The following is a 14,296-nucleotide window of genomic DNA, read 5'->3' on the forward strand; positions in this document are numbered from 1 at the left end:
CCGGATTGCTAGTGTTTCCCCCAATCATTCACCATTATGATTCGGAGGACAGATGACCGTTCTGACATCAGTGTCAGGGTTCCCGCGTATCGGCGGCGACCGTGAGCTCAAGAAAACCATTGAAGCCTATTGGAAGGGCAATGCCACACTTGCCGATGTGGTCGCTATGGGTCATGAGCTGCGCATGCGACACTGGATGCTTCAGAAAGACATGGGCATCGATTTAATTCCGAGCAATGATTTCAGTTATTACGATCAAATGCTCGACACGGCCATGCTGCTCAATGTGATTCCGCAACGCTACCGTGACTTGGGTTTCAACAATCCTGAAGAGACCATGTTCGCCATGGCCCGCGGCTACCAGGGTGAGCATGGGGACGTGACCGCATTGCCGATGAAGAAGTGGTTCACCACCAACTACCACTATCTTGTTCCTGAATATGAACAAGGCACGTCAATCCAATTGAACGGCACTGCACCGTTCGACGCGTTCGTGGAAGCGCAAGAAGCCGGCATCCACACCAAGCCCGTGCTGATTGGCCCTTACACGTTCTTGAAGTTCCTGCGTGGCGCCGATGCGGAAGAAATCACGGTCACCGATGCGTTGGAAGAACAGATCAGCACAGCCTACGAACAGATTCTGCGCCGTTTTGCCGAATTGGGCGCCACATGGATCCAAATTGACGAACCCGCTTTGGCAATGGACAAGAGTGACGCCGACATCGCATTGTTCCGCCGTTTGCACGCCTGCATCCTGGCGGCACGTGAAGGTGACGTCAAAGTATTGCTCAACACATACTTCGGCCACATCGCCGACGTGTACGCCACGGTATGCGAACTGGGCTTTGACGGCATTGGCCTCGACATGTGTGAAGGCAAAGAGCAAAACCTGGTGGCTGTGCAACAGCATGGCGTACCGCAAGACACCACGCTGTTCGCAGGCGTGGTCAATGGCCGCAACATTTGGCGCAATGATTTCGCACAAAGCCTTGGTGTGATCGACGCCTTGCTCACCAAGACGGACCATGTGGCCGTAAGCACGGCAAGCTCATTGCTGCACGTGCCCTTTAGTACAGCCAGCGAAACGCAACTGGGCGACGACGTGCTGCGCCATTTCGCATTCGCCGTTGAAAAACTCGGCGAACTGCGAGCGTTGGCGGACTTGGCCCAAGCAGACGAGGACGCTCGCCGCACCAGCGCCATATTGGCCGACAACCAAGCGTTGTTTGATGGTTCACGCGTGAGCGCAGATGAGGCGGTGAAGCAGCGTATCGCCGCATTGGGCGATGACGATTATGTGCGACATCCAGCGCGCAACCAACGCCGTACATTGCAGCATGAAGCGTTGAACCTGCCATTGTTGCCCACAACGACAATCGGATCATTCCCGCAAACAGCCCAAGTGCGCGCGGAACGAGCCAAACTACGCAAAGGCACAATCACCCAGGACGAGTATGACGAGTTCATCCGTACCTGCATTGATGACGCCATCATCCGCCAAGAGGAACTCGGCCTGGATGTGCTCGTCCACGGCGAATTCGAACGCAATGACATGGTCGAATACTTCGGCCAGAACCTCAACGGCTTCCTGTTCACCAAGAACGCTTGGGTGCAATCATATGGCACACGCTGCGTCAAGCCACCCATCGTATGGAGCGACGTGTCACGTGCACGTCCAATCACAGTGCAATGGAGCTCCTACGCACAATCCAAAACCGACAAGCCCATGAAAGGCATGCTGACCGGACCGGTCACCATACTCAACTGGTCGTGGCCGCGTGAAGACATCAGCAAGCAGGAACAAACCCAGCAGCTCGCGCTCGCCATTCGCGATGAGGTGCTTGATTTGGAAGCCGCCGGCATCACGGTAATCCAAATTGACGAGGCGGCCCTTCGTGAGAAACTGCCGCTGCGCCGCGATGACTGGCATAGTGAGTATTTGGATTGGGCGGTGCCTGCGTTCCGTCTCGTGCACAGTGCGGTCAAACCCACTACGCAAATCCATACGCACATGTGCTATTCGGAATTCAACGACATCATCCGCGATATCGATGCCATGGATGCCGATGTGATCAGTTTCGAAGCCTCGCGTGGGGATTTGGTCGTGCTTGACGCGATTCAGGAATCCGCATTCGAAACCGAAGCGGGACCAGGTGTCTACGACATCCATTCGCCTCGTATCCCATCCGTCGAAGAAATTGAGGACCGCATCACGCAGATTCTCGACAAAATGGATGCGCAGCAAGTGTGGATCAATCCCGATTGCGGTCTCAAAACGCGTGGCGAGCATGAAACCTGGGCAAGCTTGGCCAATCTGGTTGAAGCGGCCCGGCACACGCGCGCAATGTTGTGACGCCAGGCAGTCGACTATGGCAAGGCTCCGGCACATGCACGCATGACAGCTAAGACAACGGCTTCCCTGATGGCATACATAGGGAAGCCGTTGCCATATGCATCATCCGATGCACACCAGATTTGATTATGAGAAACGGAATCAACATGAGACACGACCCCATTTTACGTTGGAAGTGTTCCCTCCCAAACGCAACGCTTCCGTCGGCACCATTTATGACACGTTGGACGGGTTGACCGGACTGAAACCCGACTTCATTTCCGTCACGTACGGCACAGGCCTATCGGCCGACCGTACCGCCACCGCCCGCATCGCCCATACAATTCATCATGAATACGGCATCAACGCGGTGGCACATTTGACCGCACAATATTTGACGGCCGACGATGTTGATGAGGCGTTGGCGATGTTCGACGACGCCCACGTGTCCGGCATATTGGCTTTGCGCGGCGACCGCAATCCCGATCGCGAACCCGTCAACGTGTTCACCCATGCCAGCGATTTGACGGCATATATTCGCCAGCGTCGTCCCGACTTGGAAATCCTTGGCGCCTGTTACCCCGAGAAACACCCTCAAGCATCAACATTGCAAGAGGACGTCGATAACCTCAAACGCAAAGTGGATGCGGGCGCCACACGTTTGATTTCCCAATTGTTCTATGACAACGATGATTATTACCGTTTCCTCGATTTGGCCCGTGACGCGGGCATCACCGTACCGATTGAAGCGGGCATCATGCCTGTCACCAACGCCAAATCAGTCAGGCGCATGACCTCCATGTGCGCGTCACGAGTCCCCGCACCAGTGGAACAAATGCTCACACGTTGGTCGGATGATCCGGCAACCTTGCAACAAGCCGGCATCATATACGCCAGTCAACAGATTGCCGACCTGGTCGCGCATGGCGTGGATGGCATCCACCTGTATACGATGAACCGTCCGGCGGTGGCACGGCGCATCTGGACGAACGTGCAGGACCTGTTCACGGCGGACCAGCAACCTCAGGCATGACATGGACGTTGACGCATGACTTGCTCGACTGTTCAACCGTATGGCCGGCTGACCGGCTGATGATGACAGTCAAGCAGGTCATACGTCAATGATGTTCAATCGTGTTCAACGCTTGCGACCGCGTTTGAGTGGAGACGACGGTTGTGCCGGCTTGAGCATCGGGAAGCGCTCGCGCAATCCGCGTTTGCATACGGGGATGGCCGCGATTACCACGCCAACAATAACCGCACCGATCGCCACCCAAGACGCGATGTCGAAGTTCAACAGCATGAGGATTACCACAAGGCTGCAGGACGCAATGCCTGAGAGCTGTTGGAATTTGTTTTGCTGTTCCGTCACTTGACTTGATTTCAGTGGTTTGTGCAGTCAGATGTTCACCAACCACAAGTTCTCGGCGCATGACAATGATGCGGTCGGAAACAGCGAACACGTCAGGCAGATTATGGCATACCATGACAATGGCGCGGCCTTGACGGCGCAACCGCACGAGATAATCAAGCACTTCCGCGGTTTGGATCACCGATAGTGACGCTGTGGGCTCGTCCAACACGATGCTGTGTGGATCGCGCAGCAGTGTGCGGGCTATCGCCACGCTCTGGCGTTGGCCTCCCGACAGTGAGTTGATGTCCCGACTCGCACTGATGGATGCGGATAACGAGTCCAATGCTTGTCTGGCTTGCCTATGCATGGCATCGTCGTCACGAACGCCGCCGTATTGGGTCAACTCATTGCCGAGGAACAGATTGGCTGCAACATCAAGGTTGTCGCAGAACTCGGGATTTTGGAATACGGCGGCCACTCCCAATTGCGTGGCATGCCTAGGGGAGGTGAAGGTCACCGTTTCATTGTTCAACTCAATATGGCCGGCATCGGGTTGAATCAAGCCTGCAATGACATGAACCAACGTGGTCTTGCCTGCACCGTTGTCGCCCACAATGGCCGTGATCTCATGCGCGTGGATGTCAACATCAACGCAGCGTAACGCTTCATTATGCCCGAACTGCTTGCTGACGCCTTTGAGTGACATCACCGGTTGTACCGACATGTATCCGACCCTCCCCGCACATGTGTGCAATTCCCTTTACTCTACCCGTTTTCCACATCAGCGTCGCCATGTTCCGCATGATGTCACATGCCCACTAATACTTACTGCGCATTGGTCTTGGCTTCCTCGGCGGCCATGAGCGCAGCGCCGATGGCCGCCCCATTGATAGGGAAGCGTGAGGGCAGCACATCAATGACGTCGAGCACATTGGGAAACAGCAACCGTTGCAACGCTTGCGACAACGGTTCGATTGTCGCGTTCGTGGGCGGTGTCTGCGCCATACTTATGGAACGTCAAGGTGTCAACTGGATTGTTGCCATTCTCATCGCGCTCATGGTCGGTTTGGTCATCGGCTGCTGGCAGGGCTTCTGGATCGCGTACGTCGGCATCCCGGGTTTCATCACAACACTGGCCGGCATGCTGATCTTCCGCGGCTTGGCCACGGTCATCGTCGGTGAATCCGTGCCGATCACTTCTCCGGAATTCCGCGCCATCGCCAGGAACTACCTGCCGAACATTTTCGGCTGGTAGGGTCTGTTCGACGGGTTGACGATTGTGGTCGGTATCGTATGCGCCGTAGTGTTCGCCTACTGCCAGCTGCGTCGTCGCCAGCGCGTCGCCAAAGCCGGTTTGACTCCTGAACCGATGGCCCTGGCTGTCACGAAGATTGTCATTGCGATCCTGCTGATCGGTGTTGTCACTTACCTGCTGGGCTTGTCGGGCAACGCCACGCAAGGCGGTATCCCGATCATGCTCGTCATCCTCGCCGTACTCGTGTTCGTTTACAACTTCATCCTGACACGCACCGTGTTCGGCCGTCACGTCTATGCCGTGGGCGCCAATCGCAAGGCGGCCATTCTCTCGGGCATCAATACGAAACTCGTTGATTTCAAGCTGTTCGTACACATGGGCTTCCTGTCCGCTGTCGCCGCCGTGTGTGTGCTGTCCCGTCTGGCTTCCGCCACAGCCCAAACCGGCATGGAATTCGAAATGGACGCGATCGTATCCTGCTTCATCGGTGGTACAGCCGTCACCGGTGGCGTCGGCACGATTCCGGGCGCTGTGGTTGGCGCACTCGTCATGGGTGTGATCAACCAGGGCCTGTCAATCATGGGTGTGGACACGGCAGTCGTCAAGACAATCAAGGGTCTCATCCTGTTGCTCGCTGTCGCTGTCGACATCATGTCCAAGCGCAAGAAGGCCTGACCTTCCTCGCGCACCGGCCTGCAAACCCAACCGCGCAGTACAGGCCAGTGCGCAATAACCTGGTAGATATCCCCAACTTCACCTGCATCAGATCACGTCCCACGACTTCAAGGATTCATCATGAAACTCAACGCCGCCAGCCGAGCCCGCCTGTACGCATTGACCAGCGTAGCCACAGCCATTTGGTTCGTGCAAAACATTGTGCAAACCCAGGTTGACGGCACGTTGTTCACCTGGTCGAACATCATTTTCTCGCTGTGCATCCTGATCGTATGCGTGTATTGCGCTGTCAACGCCGTCAAAGGCTGGGTCACGCACAGCGTCGGCGACACGACCGGCCAGACTGCTGATCACACCCAGAAAGGAGCCGCTATTCACCCCAAGTCGTAATTGCTGTACAGCCAGCGCACTGAGGTTCCATGAGGGAACCTTTCCAAGCGGTTCGTTGGATTCCTTCTTCTTCTCTATTTCTCTCATATGCGACGTGGACGTTCCATCCGTTGGCAACGCCCACGTCGCATACGCATGCCCCCTCCGGTATCTACCAGTCCTTGCAGTGCTTGCTATGTTCTGACACAACAATGGTGTACTACTGGAGTGTATGAATGACGATACGGCAATAAGCACACGCGCTCTACTGCATGCAGGATTGCAAGAAGTAAGCAAGGCGAAACAGCATTTTGAGCAACTATCCGCCGCCGGGTACGATTGTGGACAGTTGGACTCAATCATCGCCATGCTTGTCAAAGCTGACGACCCCGATACCGCATTGCAATCCTTGGTCGATATTCAACATGGGTTATCATTCCAGAACATCAACCTGCCCGACCGTATCGGCAATATGCGCGACTTCGCCACACTGATCCAAGTCCTGGGCGCATCCGACGCGATGGGCAAACTCATGCGTTCACGCCCCGCACTGGTGGATGCGGCAGCCGCTGATCCGCATCATTATGGCGACATGAACGCTGACGAACGTCGACAAGCACTGCTCACCAGTATTGAGGCTGAACCCGATGATGAGGGGCGGCCCGTCAGCCATCTCGATCTGGCACAAGCGACCACCGCGTTGCGCGCACAATACCGGGAACAACTCGCCGCGATCATGGCGCAGGATGTCACAGCCGATGATCCCATCTTCTTGCAACCCCAAATCAGCCGCAAACTCTCCGACCTTGCCGACGCGGCTTTGCAAGGCGCGCTCGCCATCGCTTACGGCCAGGTGGATCAGAGCGCTTTGGTACGGTTCACGATTATCGGCATGGGTAAATTGGGGGCTCGTGAACTCAACTATGTGTCCGACGTTGATTTGATTTATGTGGTCGAACCGCTGGTAACCGACGAGGATGCGCCAGGACATGTGTCCAACATGCAATTGACGCGTATCGGCACCAAAATGGCCACGTTGTTGCAACGCGTATGCCAATCCGTGATCGCCGGCGTATCCGAACCGATACTTTGGCAAATCGACGGGGCGTTGCGTCCCGAAGGCAAGGACGGTGTGCTCGTACGCCGCTTGGAATCACATAAGGCCTACTATGAGCAGTGGGCGGAAAACTGGGAGTTCCAAGCATTGCTCAAAGCTCGTCCCGTCGCCGGCGACCAACGTCTGGGCGATGCGTACATGGCCATGACACGTCCATTCGTCTGGTCGGCATCCAAACGCGAAAACTTCGTGCTGGACTGCCAACATATGCGCGAACGCGTCGAAGACCTGATCGCGCCAGCACTCAAAGACCGCGAAATCAAACTCGGCAAGGGCGGTTTGCGTGACGTCGAGTTCACCGTACAAATGTTGCAGCTCGTGCACGGACGTACGGATGAATCCTTACATACGAGTGCCACATTGGCATCATTGCAAGCGTTGGCCGACGGTGGCTACGTGTCGCGTGAACAAGCCAAACGGCTCAGCTGGGATTACCGTTTTGAACGCGTCATGGAACACCGCCAGCAAATGTGGGCGTTGAAACGCACCCATTTGTTCCCCGATCTGGGGAATGGGTCCATAGGCGGATTGGACCGCAAACGCAACATCAGCATCGATTCACTCAACATGAATGCCGAACTGGTGCGCTTGGCCCGATCATTCGACATGCATGCCGAAGAACTCGTGGCACGCTATGACGAAACACGCCATGAAATCCGACGGCTGCACATGGATATCTACTATCGACCAATGCTGCCAATCAGCGCTTCCGTAGGAGACGAACCATTCCGACTTTCCGAACAAGCCACAGTGGAACGCTTCGAATCCGTAGGCTTCGCCGATGCGGAAGCGGCCATGCGCCACGTAGGAGCATTGACCGAAGGGATCACACGCGCGGCAAAAATCAACAGGATCCTACTGCCCGCAGTATTGCATTGGCTTGGCAACGGTCAAAACCCGGACATGGGATTGTTGTATTGGCGCAAACTCGAGGAACACTTCGGTGGCGAACACGAGTATCTAGGGTTTTTACGCGACAACCCTTCCGCATGCGGACGACTATGCCATGTGCTATCCAACTCACGGTTCCTCGGCGACGCGCTCAACAAATCATTGGAATCCATCACATGGCTTGGCAACGACACCCAACTGTCCCCACGTTCGAGAGACAGACTCGACGTGCAATGCCAAGCAATCATCACACGGCACGCATCAGCAATGAAAGAAGCGGCCACAGCATTGCGCGCGCTACGCCGCCATGAAATCGAACGCATCGGCTTAGGCTGGATGAACGCAGTCGTCACACTGGAAGACTCTCTAATCGGCATGACCGACGTGTATGACGCCGTACTGGCAGCCGCATTGCAATGGTCAATGAACGATTACCTACGCGAACAAGGATTGGACGAACCACCAGCAGTCATGAGCATCATCGGCATGGGCCGATACGGCGGACGAGAAGTGAACTTCAGTTCCGACGCCGACGTCATCATCATTTACCGGCCCAACCATAATGCCGACGACACGGCAGCCCATCAATGCGCACGCAAAGTACAAGACAAACTACGCCAAATGGTACAAGGCCCCATATCATTGGAACCCAAAATCGAACTGGACATGGATTTGCGCCCCGAAGGCAAAAACGGCCCGTTGGTACGCTCATACGCCAGTTGCGAAGAATACTACCGTACATGGGCCAGCACATGGGAACACCAAGCATTGTTACGCGCACGATACGTGGCAGGCGACGCCCAACTCGCCCAAGACTTCCTCGAACACATCGCCAACCCACTACGCTATCCGACCACACCATTGGACGACACACAACTCGCGGAAATACGCAAACTCAAAGCACGCATGGAAGCCGAACGACTACCACGCGGCGTCCACCGCGAACGCCACCTCAAACTCGGCAAAGGCGGCTTATCCGATGTCGAATGGACCATACAACTCCTACAACTGCAACACGCCGGAACAGACACCGACCTACGCACGCAATCCACTATGCAAGCCTTGAACGAACTAGAACAAAACGCATTAATCGAACCCACAGACGCCGAAGCGTTACGCCGCTCATGGACCATGTGCACAGCAGCACGCAACGGCAATTTCCTCTGGAGCGGACGCGCCACACAAGCCGACATCCTACCCGACGACCTGTATTCCCTAGGCGGCATCGCCGTGTACTTGGGATACGACGCCAATCAAGGACAACGATTCGAAAACGACATCCTCGCCGTAATGCGCCGCGCTCGCGACGTCACGGAACGAGTGTTCTATGGCATGCCCGCCGAACAGGAATAAGCCGACCAAACCAACTGCATGCATAGCGGCTGACACAGCCACCAGGCATGTTCCATAGGCATGGACGCTATGCGAACATGCCCGTTACAATGACGGGGGGTGTCTGTTATGGTGAATGCGGTCACAGCGACCATTGCCACATCTGGTTGCCTATCGGAAGGTGAACACTTGTCCATCGTGAACGGTCAGGGCGCAACGCCCGATGCAATTTCCATGGTCGGCAGAAATGTCGTGTCGTTGGATGACCTGTCAGTCAACGAAATCCGCGCATTGTTGCGAAAAGCGGCATATATTGACACGCATCGAACCCAAGTGGCGCACACCTGCGATGGCAGAGTGCTCGCCACTTTATTTTATGAACCCAGCACACGCACACGGTTGAGCTTTGAAACAGCCATGCTGCGTTTAGGAGGCAAAACCATCGGTTTCGCCGGCGCCCAACTCGCCTCAGTCACCAAAGGCGAATCCATCGCCGACACAGTCAAAACCGTGTCATGCTACGCCGACATCATCGCCATCCGCCACCCCAAAGAAGGCGCCGCCCTAATCGCATCCGAAGCGGCCGCCCCATACGATGTACCAGTCATCAACGCAGGCGACGGCGGCCATATGCATCCAACACAAACACTGGCTGACCTACTGACCATCCAATCACGCTTCGGCCGTTTAGACGACGTAACCATCGGCTTGTGCGGCGACCTTACATTCGGTCGCACAGTCCACTCACTCATCGAAACCCTATGCCGTTTCGGCCACGTACGTTTCGTACTCATTAGCCCCGAGGAACTAGTCACCCCACGCTACGTACTCGACCGTATCGACGCGTCACCCACCTGCAGCTATGTTGAAGTGCGCGACCTGACTGAAGTAATCGGCGATCTGGACGTGCTCTACATGACCCGCGTACAAAAAGAACGGTTCTTCAACGAAGATGATTATCTGCGTTTACGCGACACATACATCCTCGACGCGGCCAAACTAGCGCTCGCCAAACCATCCATGGCCGTGCTGCATCCGCTGCCACGAGTCAATGAGATCGCCGTGGATGTGGATGCCGATCCTCGTGCCGCCTATTTTGAACAGGTGCGCAACGGCATGCTCATGCGCATGGCATTGGAAAGCAGCGTATTGGGTGATACATTGCCTGGATACGAGCCGGCAGTAGGGAAGGAGATTGCAGCCTGATGCAAGTTACGAGCATTCAAGACGGGGTCATCATCGACCATGTGCCAGCCGGTACAGCACTCAAAGTGCTGGAATATCTGGCCATTGATCCCGCGCATACACGGTTGGCGTTGATCATGAACGCACCATCGCACAAGTTCGGTACCAAAGACATGATCAAGATCGAAAGCCAACAACGGCATCAAGGGTGCACGGGCGTGGACGACATTGATTTGAATGTGCTCGGTCTCGTGGCGCCTCAGGCCACGGTCGATGTGGTGCAAGGCGGTGAAATCCGTAAGAAATTGCATCCTACGATGCCTGACCATGTGGTCAATATCATCACTTGCGGCAACCCGCGTTGTGTCACGACCAGTGAACGCGGCTTGGTGCAACGGTTCCATCGCATGGATACGCCTCGTGGTGAATACCGTTGCGATTATTGTGATGAAGAGGCGAAGTTCTGATGGCATTGACATTGACGAATATCCGTGTGTGGAACACAGGGGAGCGTATTGACCTCGTAGTGCCTACAGCCACACGGACTGCTGAAGGCCAGGATGTTGCCGACCTTGCCATTGATGCCACGGCGTTCACACTCGCTCCAGGTTTGGCTGATCCGCACGTGCATTTTCGAGATCCGGGGCAAACCTATAAAGAAGACATGATGACCGGCACGAGGGCGGCGGCGTCTGGCGGATACACGCAAGTGTTGATCATGCCTAACACCGAACCGGCCATGGATGGTCGACCTGTCGTGGAAGGCCAACCGGGTGCTCAAGAGGTGCTTGATGCCGGATGCATCAACGTCATCGACTATTTGCAGCAATACGACACGATTCATGATGTGCAGCTTCCTGTGCATTATGACCTGTGTGTGAGCGCCACCAAAGGTCGGGCTGGCGCAGCATCGATTGACGCCGCGGATATTCGCCCTTATCTTCGTGCCAATGCGGCGCAGCATACTGCAGCTCAGTTGGCGCATCCCGTCACCGCAGTCAGTGATGATGGGGCGGCTGTTCCCACCGCCGTGCTCGATGACGTGTTCGCTACCATTGAGGATTTGGGCCTGTATCTGATTGAGCATTGCGAACACCATGACACGGGTGCGGTCAATGATGGGCCTGTGGCACGTGAACTTGGCGTGCCTGGCATTGCGGAAGATACGGAATTGGCCATTGTTGCTCGTGATATTGAACATGCACGCCGCACGGGATTGCATGTGCATTTCCAGCACATCAGCACGGCTATTGCGTTCGATGCCATCCGCCAAGCGAAGGCCGAGGGATTGCCGGTCACGTGTGAGACTGCGCCACACTATATCGCCTTATGTGACGAATCGTTGCTTGAATATGGCACGTTGGCCAAGATGAATCCGCCGTTGCGTTCGGCAGCGGACCGGCAAGCCGTGTTGGATGCCATCGCCGATGGCACGGTCGACATGATCGCCACCGACCACGCTCCGCATACGCTGGAGGAAAAGCAGCTTGGCTTCCTTGACGCTCCCAACGGCATTATCGGCTTGGAATGTGCCTACGGCGTGTGCCATCAGGCATTGGTGAGCACCGGCATCATTACTGAGGAACGCCTTATTGAATTGATGAGCGTAAACCCGCATCAGCTCATGGGACGCCAGGCTGTTGATATTCCCGCGTTGCTGGAACAGCATGGGTCGGAACTGGTCGGCCTGCCACGGCGCCGTCTTGACCTGACCACGATGGAAGACACTGCACGCGTGGATATGGTCGTGTTGGACACGCAATGCTCGTGGAGCGTACAACCCGACGAATTCTTGTCAAAGGCACGCAACACACCGTTCGCAGGATGGCAGGTCACGGGACGGCCCATGGCCACCATTGTTGATGGCCAAGCCACTTTCACACGCATACCGGGCACAGCGCCACTGTTCGCTGTCGCACAAGGCATCCAGCAAGAAGAGGAGCAGCATGGATAAGCTTATTGACGCCATTGAGCAAGCGCAGAATCCGAGCATTGTGGGGTTGGATCCCACCGAAGCGTTGGTTCCGGCTCCGGTGCTTGCCGCATACACGGAGGAAGCCACGAATGCTGTCGATGATGAGAGCCAAGCGCCTGCGGCCGCGTTGGCCATGGCGTATTTCCAATTCAATTGCGCCATCATTGATGCTGTGGCTGATATTGTTCCTGCGGTCAAACCGCAGATTGCAATGTATGAGGCCATTGGTCCCGCAGGTGTGGATGCGTACACGATGACTTGTGAATATGCGCAACAGCAGGGACTATACGTGCTGGGCGATATCAAACGTGGTGACATCGGTTCAACGGCGGCCGCTTATGCCAAGCATTTTGGCGATGATTGTCTTGGCGACGCATGGCATGAAAACGGCATTACGGTCAACCCGTATTTGGGTTCCGACGGTATCACACCGTTTGTTGAGGCGGCTGCGGCATCGGATGGGGATGTGTTCGCGCTCGTGCGCACGTCAAACCCATCAAGTGCGCAAATCCAGGAACTTGAATTGGCTGATGGAGCCAAACTTTATGAGCATGTTGCTGACTTGGTGTCGCAGTGGGGTGCCGACCATATTGGCCGTCATGGGTATTCGCTGCTTGGCGCCGTGGTGGGAGCCACGCATCCGCAGCAGGGGAGTGAGCTGCGAGCACGCATGCCGCACACGTTCTTCCTGGTTCCTGGCTACGGTGCCCAGGGCGGTACGGCGGCCACGGTGCGAGGCATGTTCGACGCTGATGGCATGGGTGCCATTGTGAACTCGTCGCGTGGAATCATTGGTGCATGGCGCGATGATCCGTCCTACAGTGACGATGTGAATGCGTCAACCGCTCTTGACATTGTGGCGCGTTGCGCCAGGCAAGCCGCCATGGACATGCGTGATGACCTGCGCGCCATGTTGCCTTGACCTGTGCAGTACTGTCATGCCATCACATCAACCTATAGAAAGGGATTATCCTCTCATGGCCACCCCCATGTTCACTCAAACGGTCAGCCAAGCCTGTGAAGCCGGTTTTGTGCCGGCGCGACGCCGTGTGCCCATTACCGAGGTTCAGCATCTTACCGATGGTGTGGTGCGGTTGACGTTCACGGACGCGTATACGGCGCAGCATGCCAAGGGCGCGCAGTTTGTCAACCTGTTCACGCCTGATCCGTTGCATTCGGCGCCACGTCCGTTTGGTGTCAGTGAAGTCAATGGTGATCAGGTGTCAGTGATGTTCGCTGTGGTGGGCTATGGCACGGAAATATTTGCCAATCTCCAAGCGGGGGATATGGTGGACATGCTCGGCCCGTTGGGTCGGCCTTTCCAAGTCAAGGCTGATGCCCATTACATTCTGGTTGGCGGCGGATTGGGAGTGCCGCCGCTGATCAAGACGGCTCAGGATCTTGCTGCCCGCGACAACGTTTCTTGTACGGCTGTGTTTGGGTATCGGGATGAGCATTTTGCCGATGCGTTTGTTGACCAGTATGCCGATGAACTGTTGAGTATCGACGAGTCGCAAGGCAATGTGGTGACGTTGCTGGATCGTTTGGAACCCGCATTGAGCCAGGATTCGCGTGAGCACATCATTTTGACATGTGGCCCGTTGGGCATGATGAAAGCTGTGGCCGCTTGGGCGCGTAACCGTGGCATTGCATGCCAAGTCAGCATGGAGCAGCGTATGGGATGCGGGTATGGCACGTGTGTGGTCTGTACGGTCGACACGAAGGACGGTCGTAAGAAAGTATGTTCGGATGGTCCTGTGTTCCGCGCTGAGGACATGGGTTGGAACGAGTGAACAAAGCGGAGAATACAA

The 14,296-nt window shown here is 55.9% G+C and carries 11 protein-coding genes and 1 pseudogene; 10 read left to right on the forward strand and 2 right to left on the reverse strand.

The genetic code is table 11. The features are described from left to right. Positions 1-52: 52 nt before the first annotated feature. On the forward strand, positions 53-2,353 hold the full coding sequence (gene metE / locus BGLCM_RS04895) for a 5-methyltetrahydropteroyltriglutamate--homocysteine S-methyltransferase (protein WP_006294126.1): 2,301 nt from the start codon (positions 53-55) through the stop codon (positions 2,351-2,353). A gap of 109 nt (positions 2,354-2,462) precedes the next feature. Next, the gene (gene metF / locus BGLCM_RS04900; protein WP_006294127.1) at positions 2,463-3,365 is read left to right on the forward strand and encodes a methylenetetrahydrofolate reductase [NAD(P)H]; all 903 of its coding nucleotides are present in this window, start codon (positions 2,463-2,465) and stop codon (positions 3,363-3,365) included. A gap of 85 nt (positions 3,366-3,450) precedes the next feature. Here the strand turns inward: metF and BGLCM_RS04905 are convergent, their stop codons facing one another. Together BGLCM_RS04905 and BGLCM_RS08505 are read right to left on the reverse strand one after the other, a co-directional pair. Then, positions 3,451-4,410, reverse strand: a complete 960-nt coding sequence (locus BGLCM_RS04905) for an ATP-binding cassette domain-containing protein (protein WP_069187321.1) — start codon at positions 4,408-4,410, stop codon at positions 3,451-3,453. A gap of 101 nt (positions 4,411-4,511) precedes the next feature. Next, the gene (locus tag BGLCM_RS08505) at positions 4,512-4,691 is read right to left on the reverse strand and encodes a hypothetical protein (protein WP_006294129.1); all 180 of its coding nucleotides are present in this window, start codon (positions 4,689-4,691) and stop codon (positions 4,512-4,514) included. On the opposite strand from BGLCM_RS08505, the pseudogene BGLCM_RS04910 reads away from it, so the two are divergent. From BGLCM_RS04910 to BGLCM_RS04945, 8 genes and pseudogenes are all read left to right on the forward strand, one after another. Continuing rightward, positions 4,654-5,616, forward strand: a pseudogene (locus tag BGLCM_RS04910) (ABC transporter permease subunit); the annotation flags it as partial. The gene BGLCM_RS08505 and the pseudogene BGLCM_RS04910 sit on opposite strands and share 38 nt — an antisense overlap. A gap of 120 nt (positions 5,617-5,736) precedes the next feature. After that, entirely contained in the window at positions 5,737-6,006 is a 270-nt protein-coding gene (locus tag BGLCM_RS04915; RefSeq protein WP_006294135.1) for a hypothetical protein, read from the forward strand. Positions 6,007-6,217: 211 nt separating this feature from the next. Further along, entirely contained in the window at positions 6,218-9,346 is a 3,129-nt protein-coding gene (locus BGLCM_RS04920; protein WP_006294137.1) for a bifunctional [glutamine synthetase] adenylyltransferase/[glutamine synthetase]-adenylyl-L-tyrosine phosphorylase, read from the forward strand. A 213-nt stretch (positions 9,347-9,559) separates the two neighbouring features. Then, on the forward strand, positions 9,560-10,531 hold the full coding sequence (gene pyrB, locus BGLCM_RS04925) for an aspartate carbamoyltransferase (protein ID WP_044085080.1): 972 nt from the start codon (positions 9,560-9,562) through the stop codon (positions 10,529-10,531). Continuing rightward, entirely contained in the window at positions 10,531-10,977 is a 447-nt protein-coding gene (locus BGLCM_RS04930; protein ID WP_006294139.1) for an aspartate carbamoyltransferase regulatory subunit, read from the forward strand. The genes pyrB and BGLCM_RS04930 overlap by 1 nt, the downstream gene beginning before the upstream one ends. Next, positions 10,977-12,464, forward strand: coding sequence for a dihydroorotase (locus tag BGLCM_RS04935; RefSeq protein WP_006294140.1), 1,488 nt, complete (start codon positions 10,977-10,979; stop codon positions 12,462-12,464). Before BGLCM_RS04930 ends, BGLCM_RS04935 begins: the two co-directional genes overlap by 1 nt. Continuing rightward, the gene (pyrF, locus tag BGLCM_RS04940; protein ID WP_006294141.1) at positions 12,457-13,407 is read left to right on the forward strand and encodes an orotidine-5'-phosphate decarboxylase; all 951 of its coding nucleotides are present in this window, start codon (positions 12,457-12,459) and stop codon (positions 13,405-13,407) included. Before BGLCM_RS04935 ends, pyrF begins: the two co-directional genes overlap by 8 nt. Before the next feature lie 55 nt (positions 13,408-13,462). Beyond that, positions 13,463-14,278: a dihydroorotate dehydrogenase electron transfer subunit gene (locus BGLCM_RS04945; protein WP_006294142.1), complete on the forward strand. Its 816-nt coding sequence runs from the start codon at positions 13,463-13,465 to the stop codon at positions 14,276-14,278. The last annotated feature ends 18 nt before the right edge of the window (positions 14,279-14,296 follow it).

The sequence above is a fragment of the Bifidobacterium gallicum DSM 20093 = LMG 11596 genome (assembly GCF_000741205.1).
GTDB lineage: Bacteria > Actinomycetota > Actinomycetes > Actinomycetales > Bifidobacteriaceae > Bifidobacterium > Bifidobacterium gallicum.

Excerpts from the sequence above, each read along its gene's own strand:
- BGLCM_RS04935 (WP_006294140.1), top strand. The coding sequence starts at position 10,977 with ATGGCATTGACATTGACGAATATCCGTGTGTGGAACACAGGGGAGCGT.
- pyrF (WP_006294141.1), top strand. The coding sequence starts at position 12,457 with ATGGATAAGCTTATTGACGCCATTGAGCAAGCGCAGAATCCGAGCATT.
- BGLCM_RS04920 (WP_006294137.1), top strand. The coding sequence starts at position 6,218 with ATGAATGACGATACGGCAATAAGCACACGCGCTCTACTGCATGCAGGA.
- pyrB (WP_044085080.1), top strand. The coding sequence starts at position 9,560 with ATGGTCGGCAGAAATGTCGTGTCGTTGGATGACCTGTCAGTCAACGAA.
- metE (WP_006294126.1), top strand. The coding sequence starts at position 53 with ATGACCGTTCTGACATCAGTGTCAGGGTTCCCGCGTATCGGCGGCGAC.
- BGLCM_RS04915 (WP_006294135.1), top strand. The coding sequence starts at position 5,737 with ATGAAACTCAACGCCGCCAGCCGAGCCCGCCTGTACGCATTGACCAGC.
- metF (WP_006294127.1), top strand. The coding sequence starts at position 2,463 with ATGCACACCAGATTTGATTATGAGAAACGGAATCAACATGAGACACGA.
- BGLCM_RS08505 (WP_006294129.1), bottom strand. The coding sequence starts at position 4,691 with ATGGCGCAGACACCGCCCACGAACGCGACAATCGAACCGTTGTCGCAA.
- BGLCM_RS04930 (WP_006294139.1), top strand. The coding sequence starts at position 10,531 with ATGCAAGTTACGAGCATTCAAGACGGGGTCATCATCGACCATGTGCCA.
- BGLCM_RS04905 (WP_069187321.1), bottom strand. The coding sequence starts at position 4,410 with ATGTCGGTACAACCGGTGATGTCACTCAAAGGCGTCAGCAAGCAGTTC.
- BGLCM_RS04945 (WP_006294142.1), top strand. The coding sequence starts at position 13,463 with ATGGCCACCCCCATGTTCACTCAAACGGTCAGCCAAGCCTGTGAAGCC.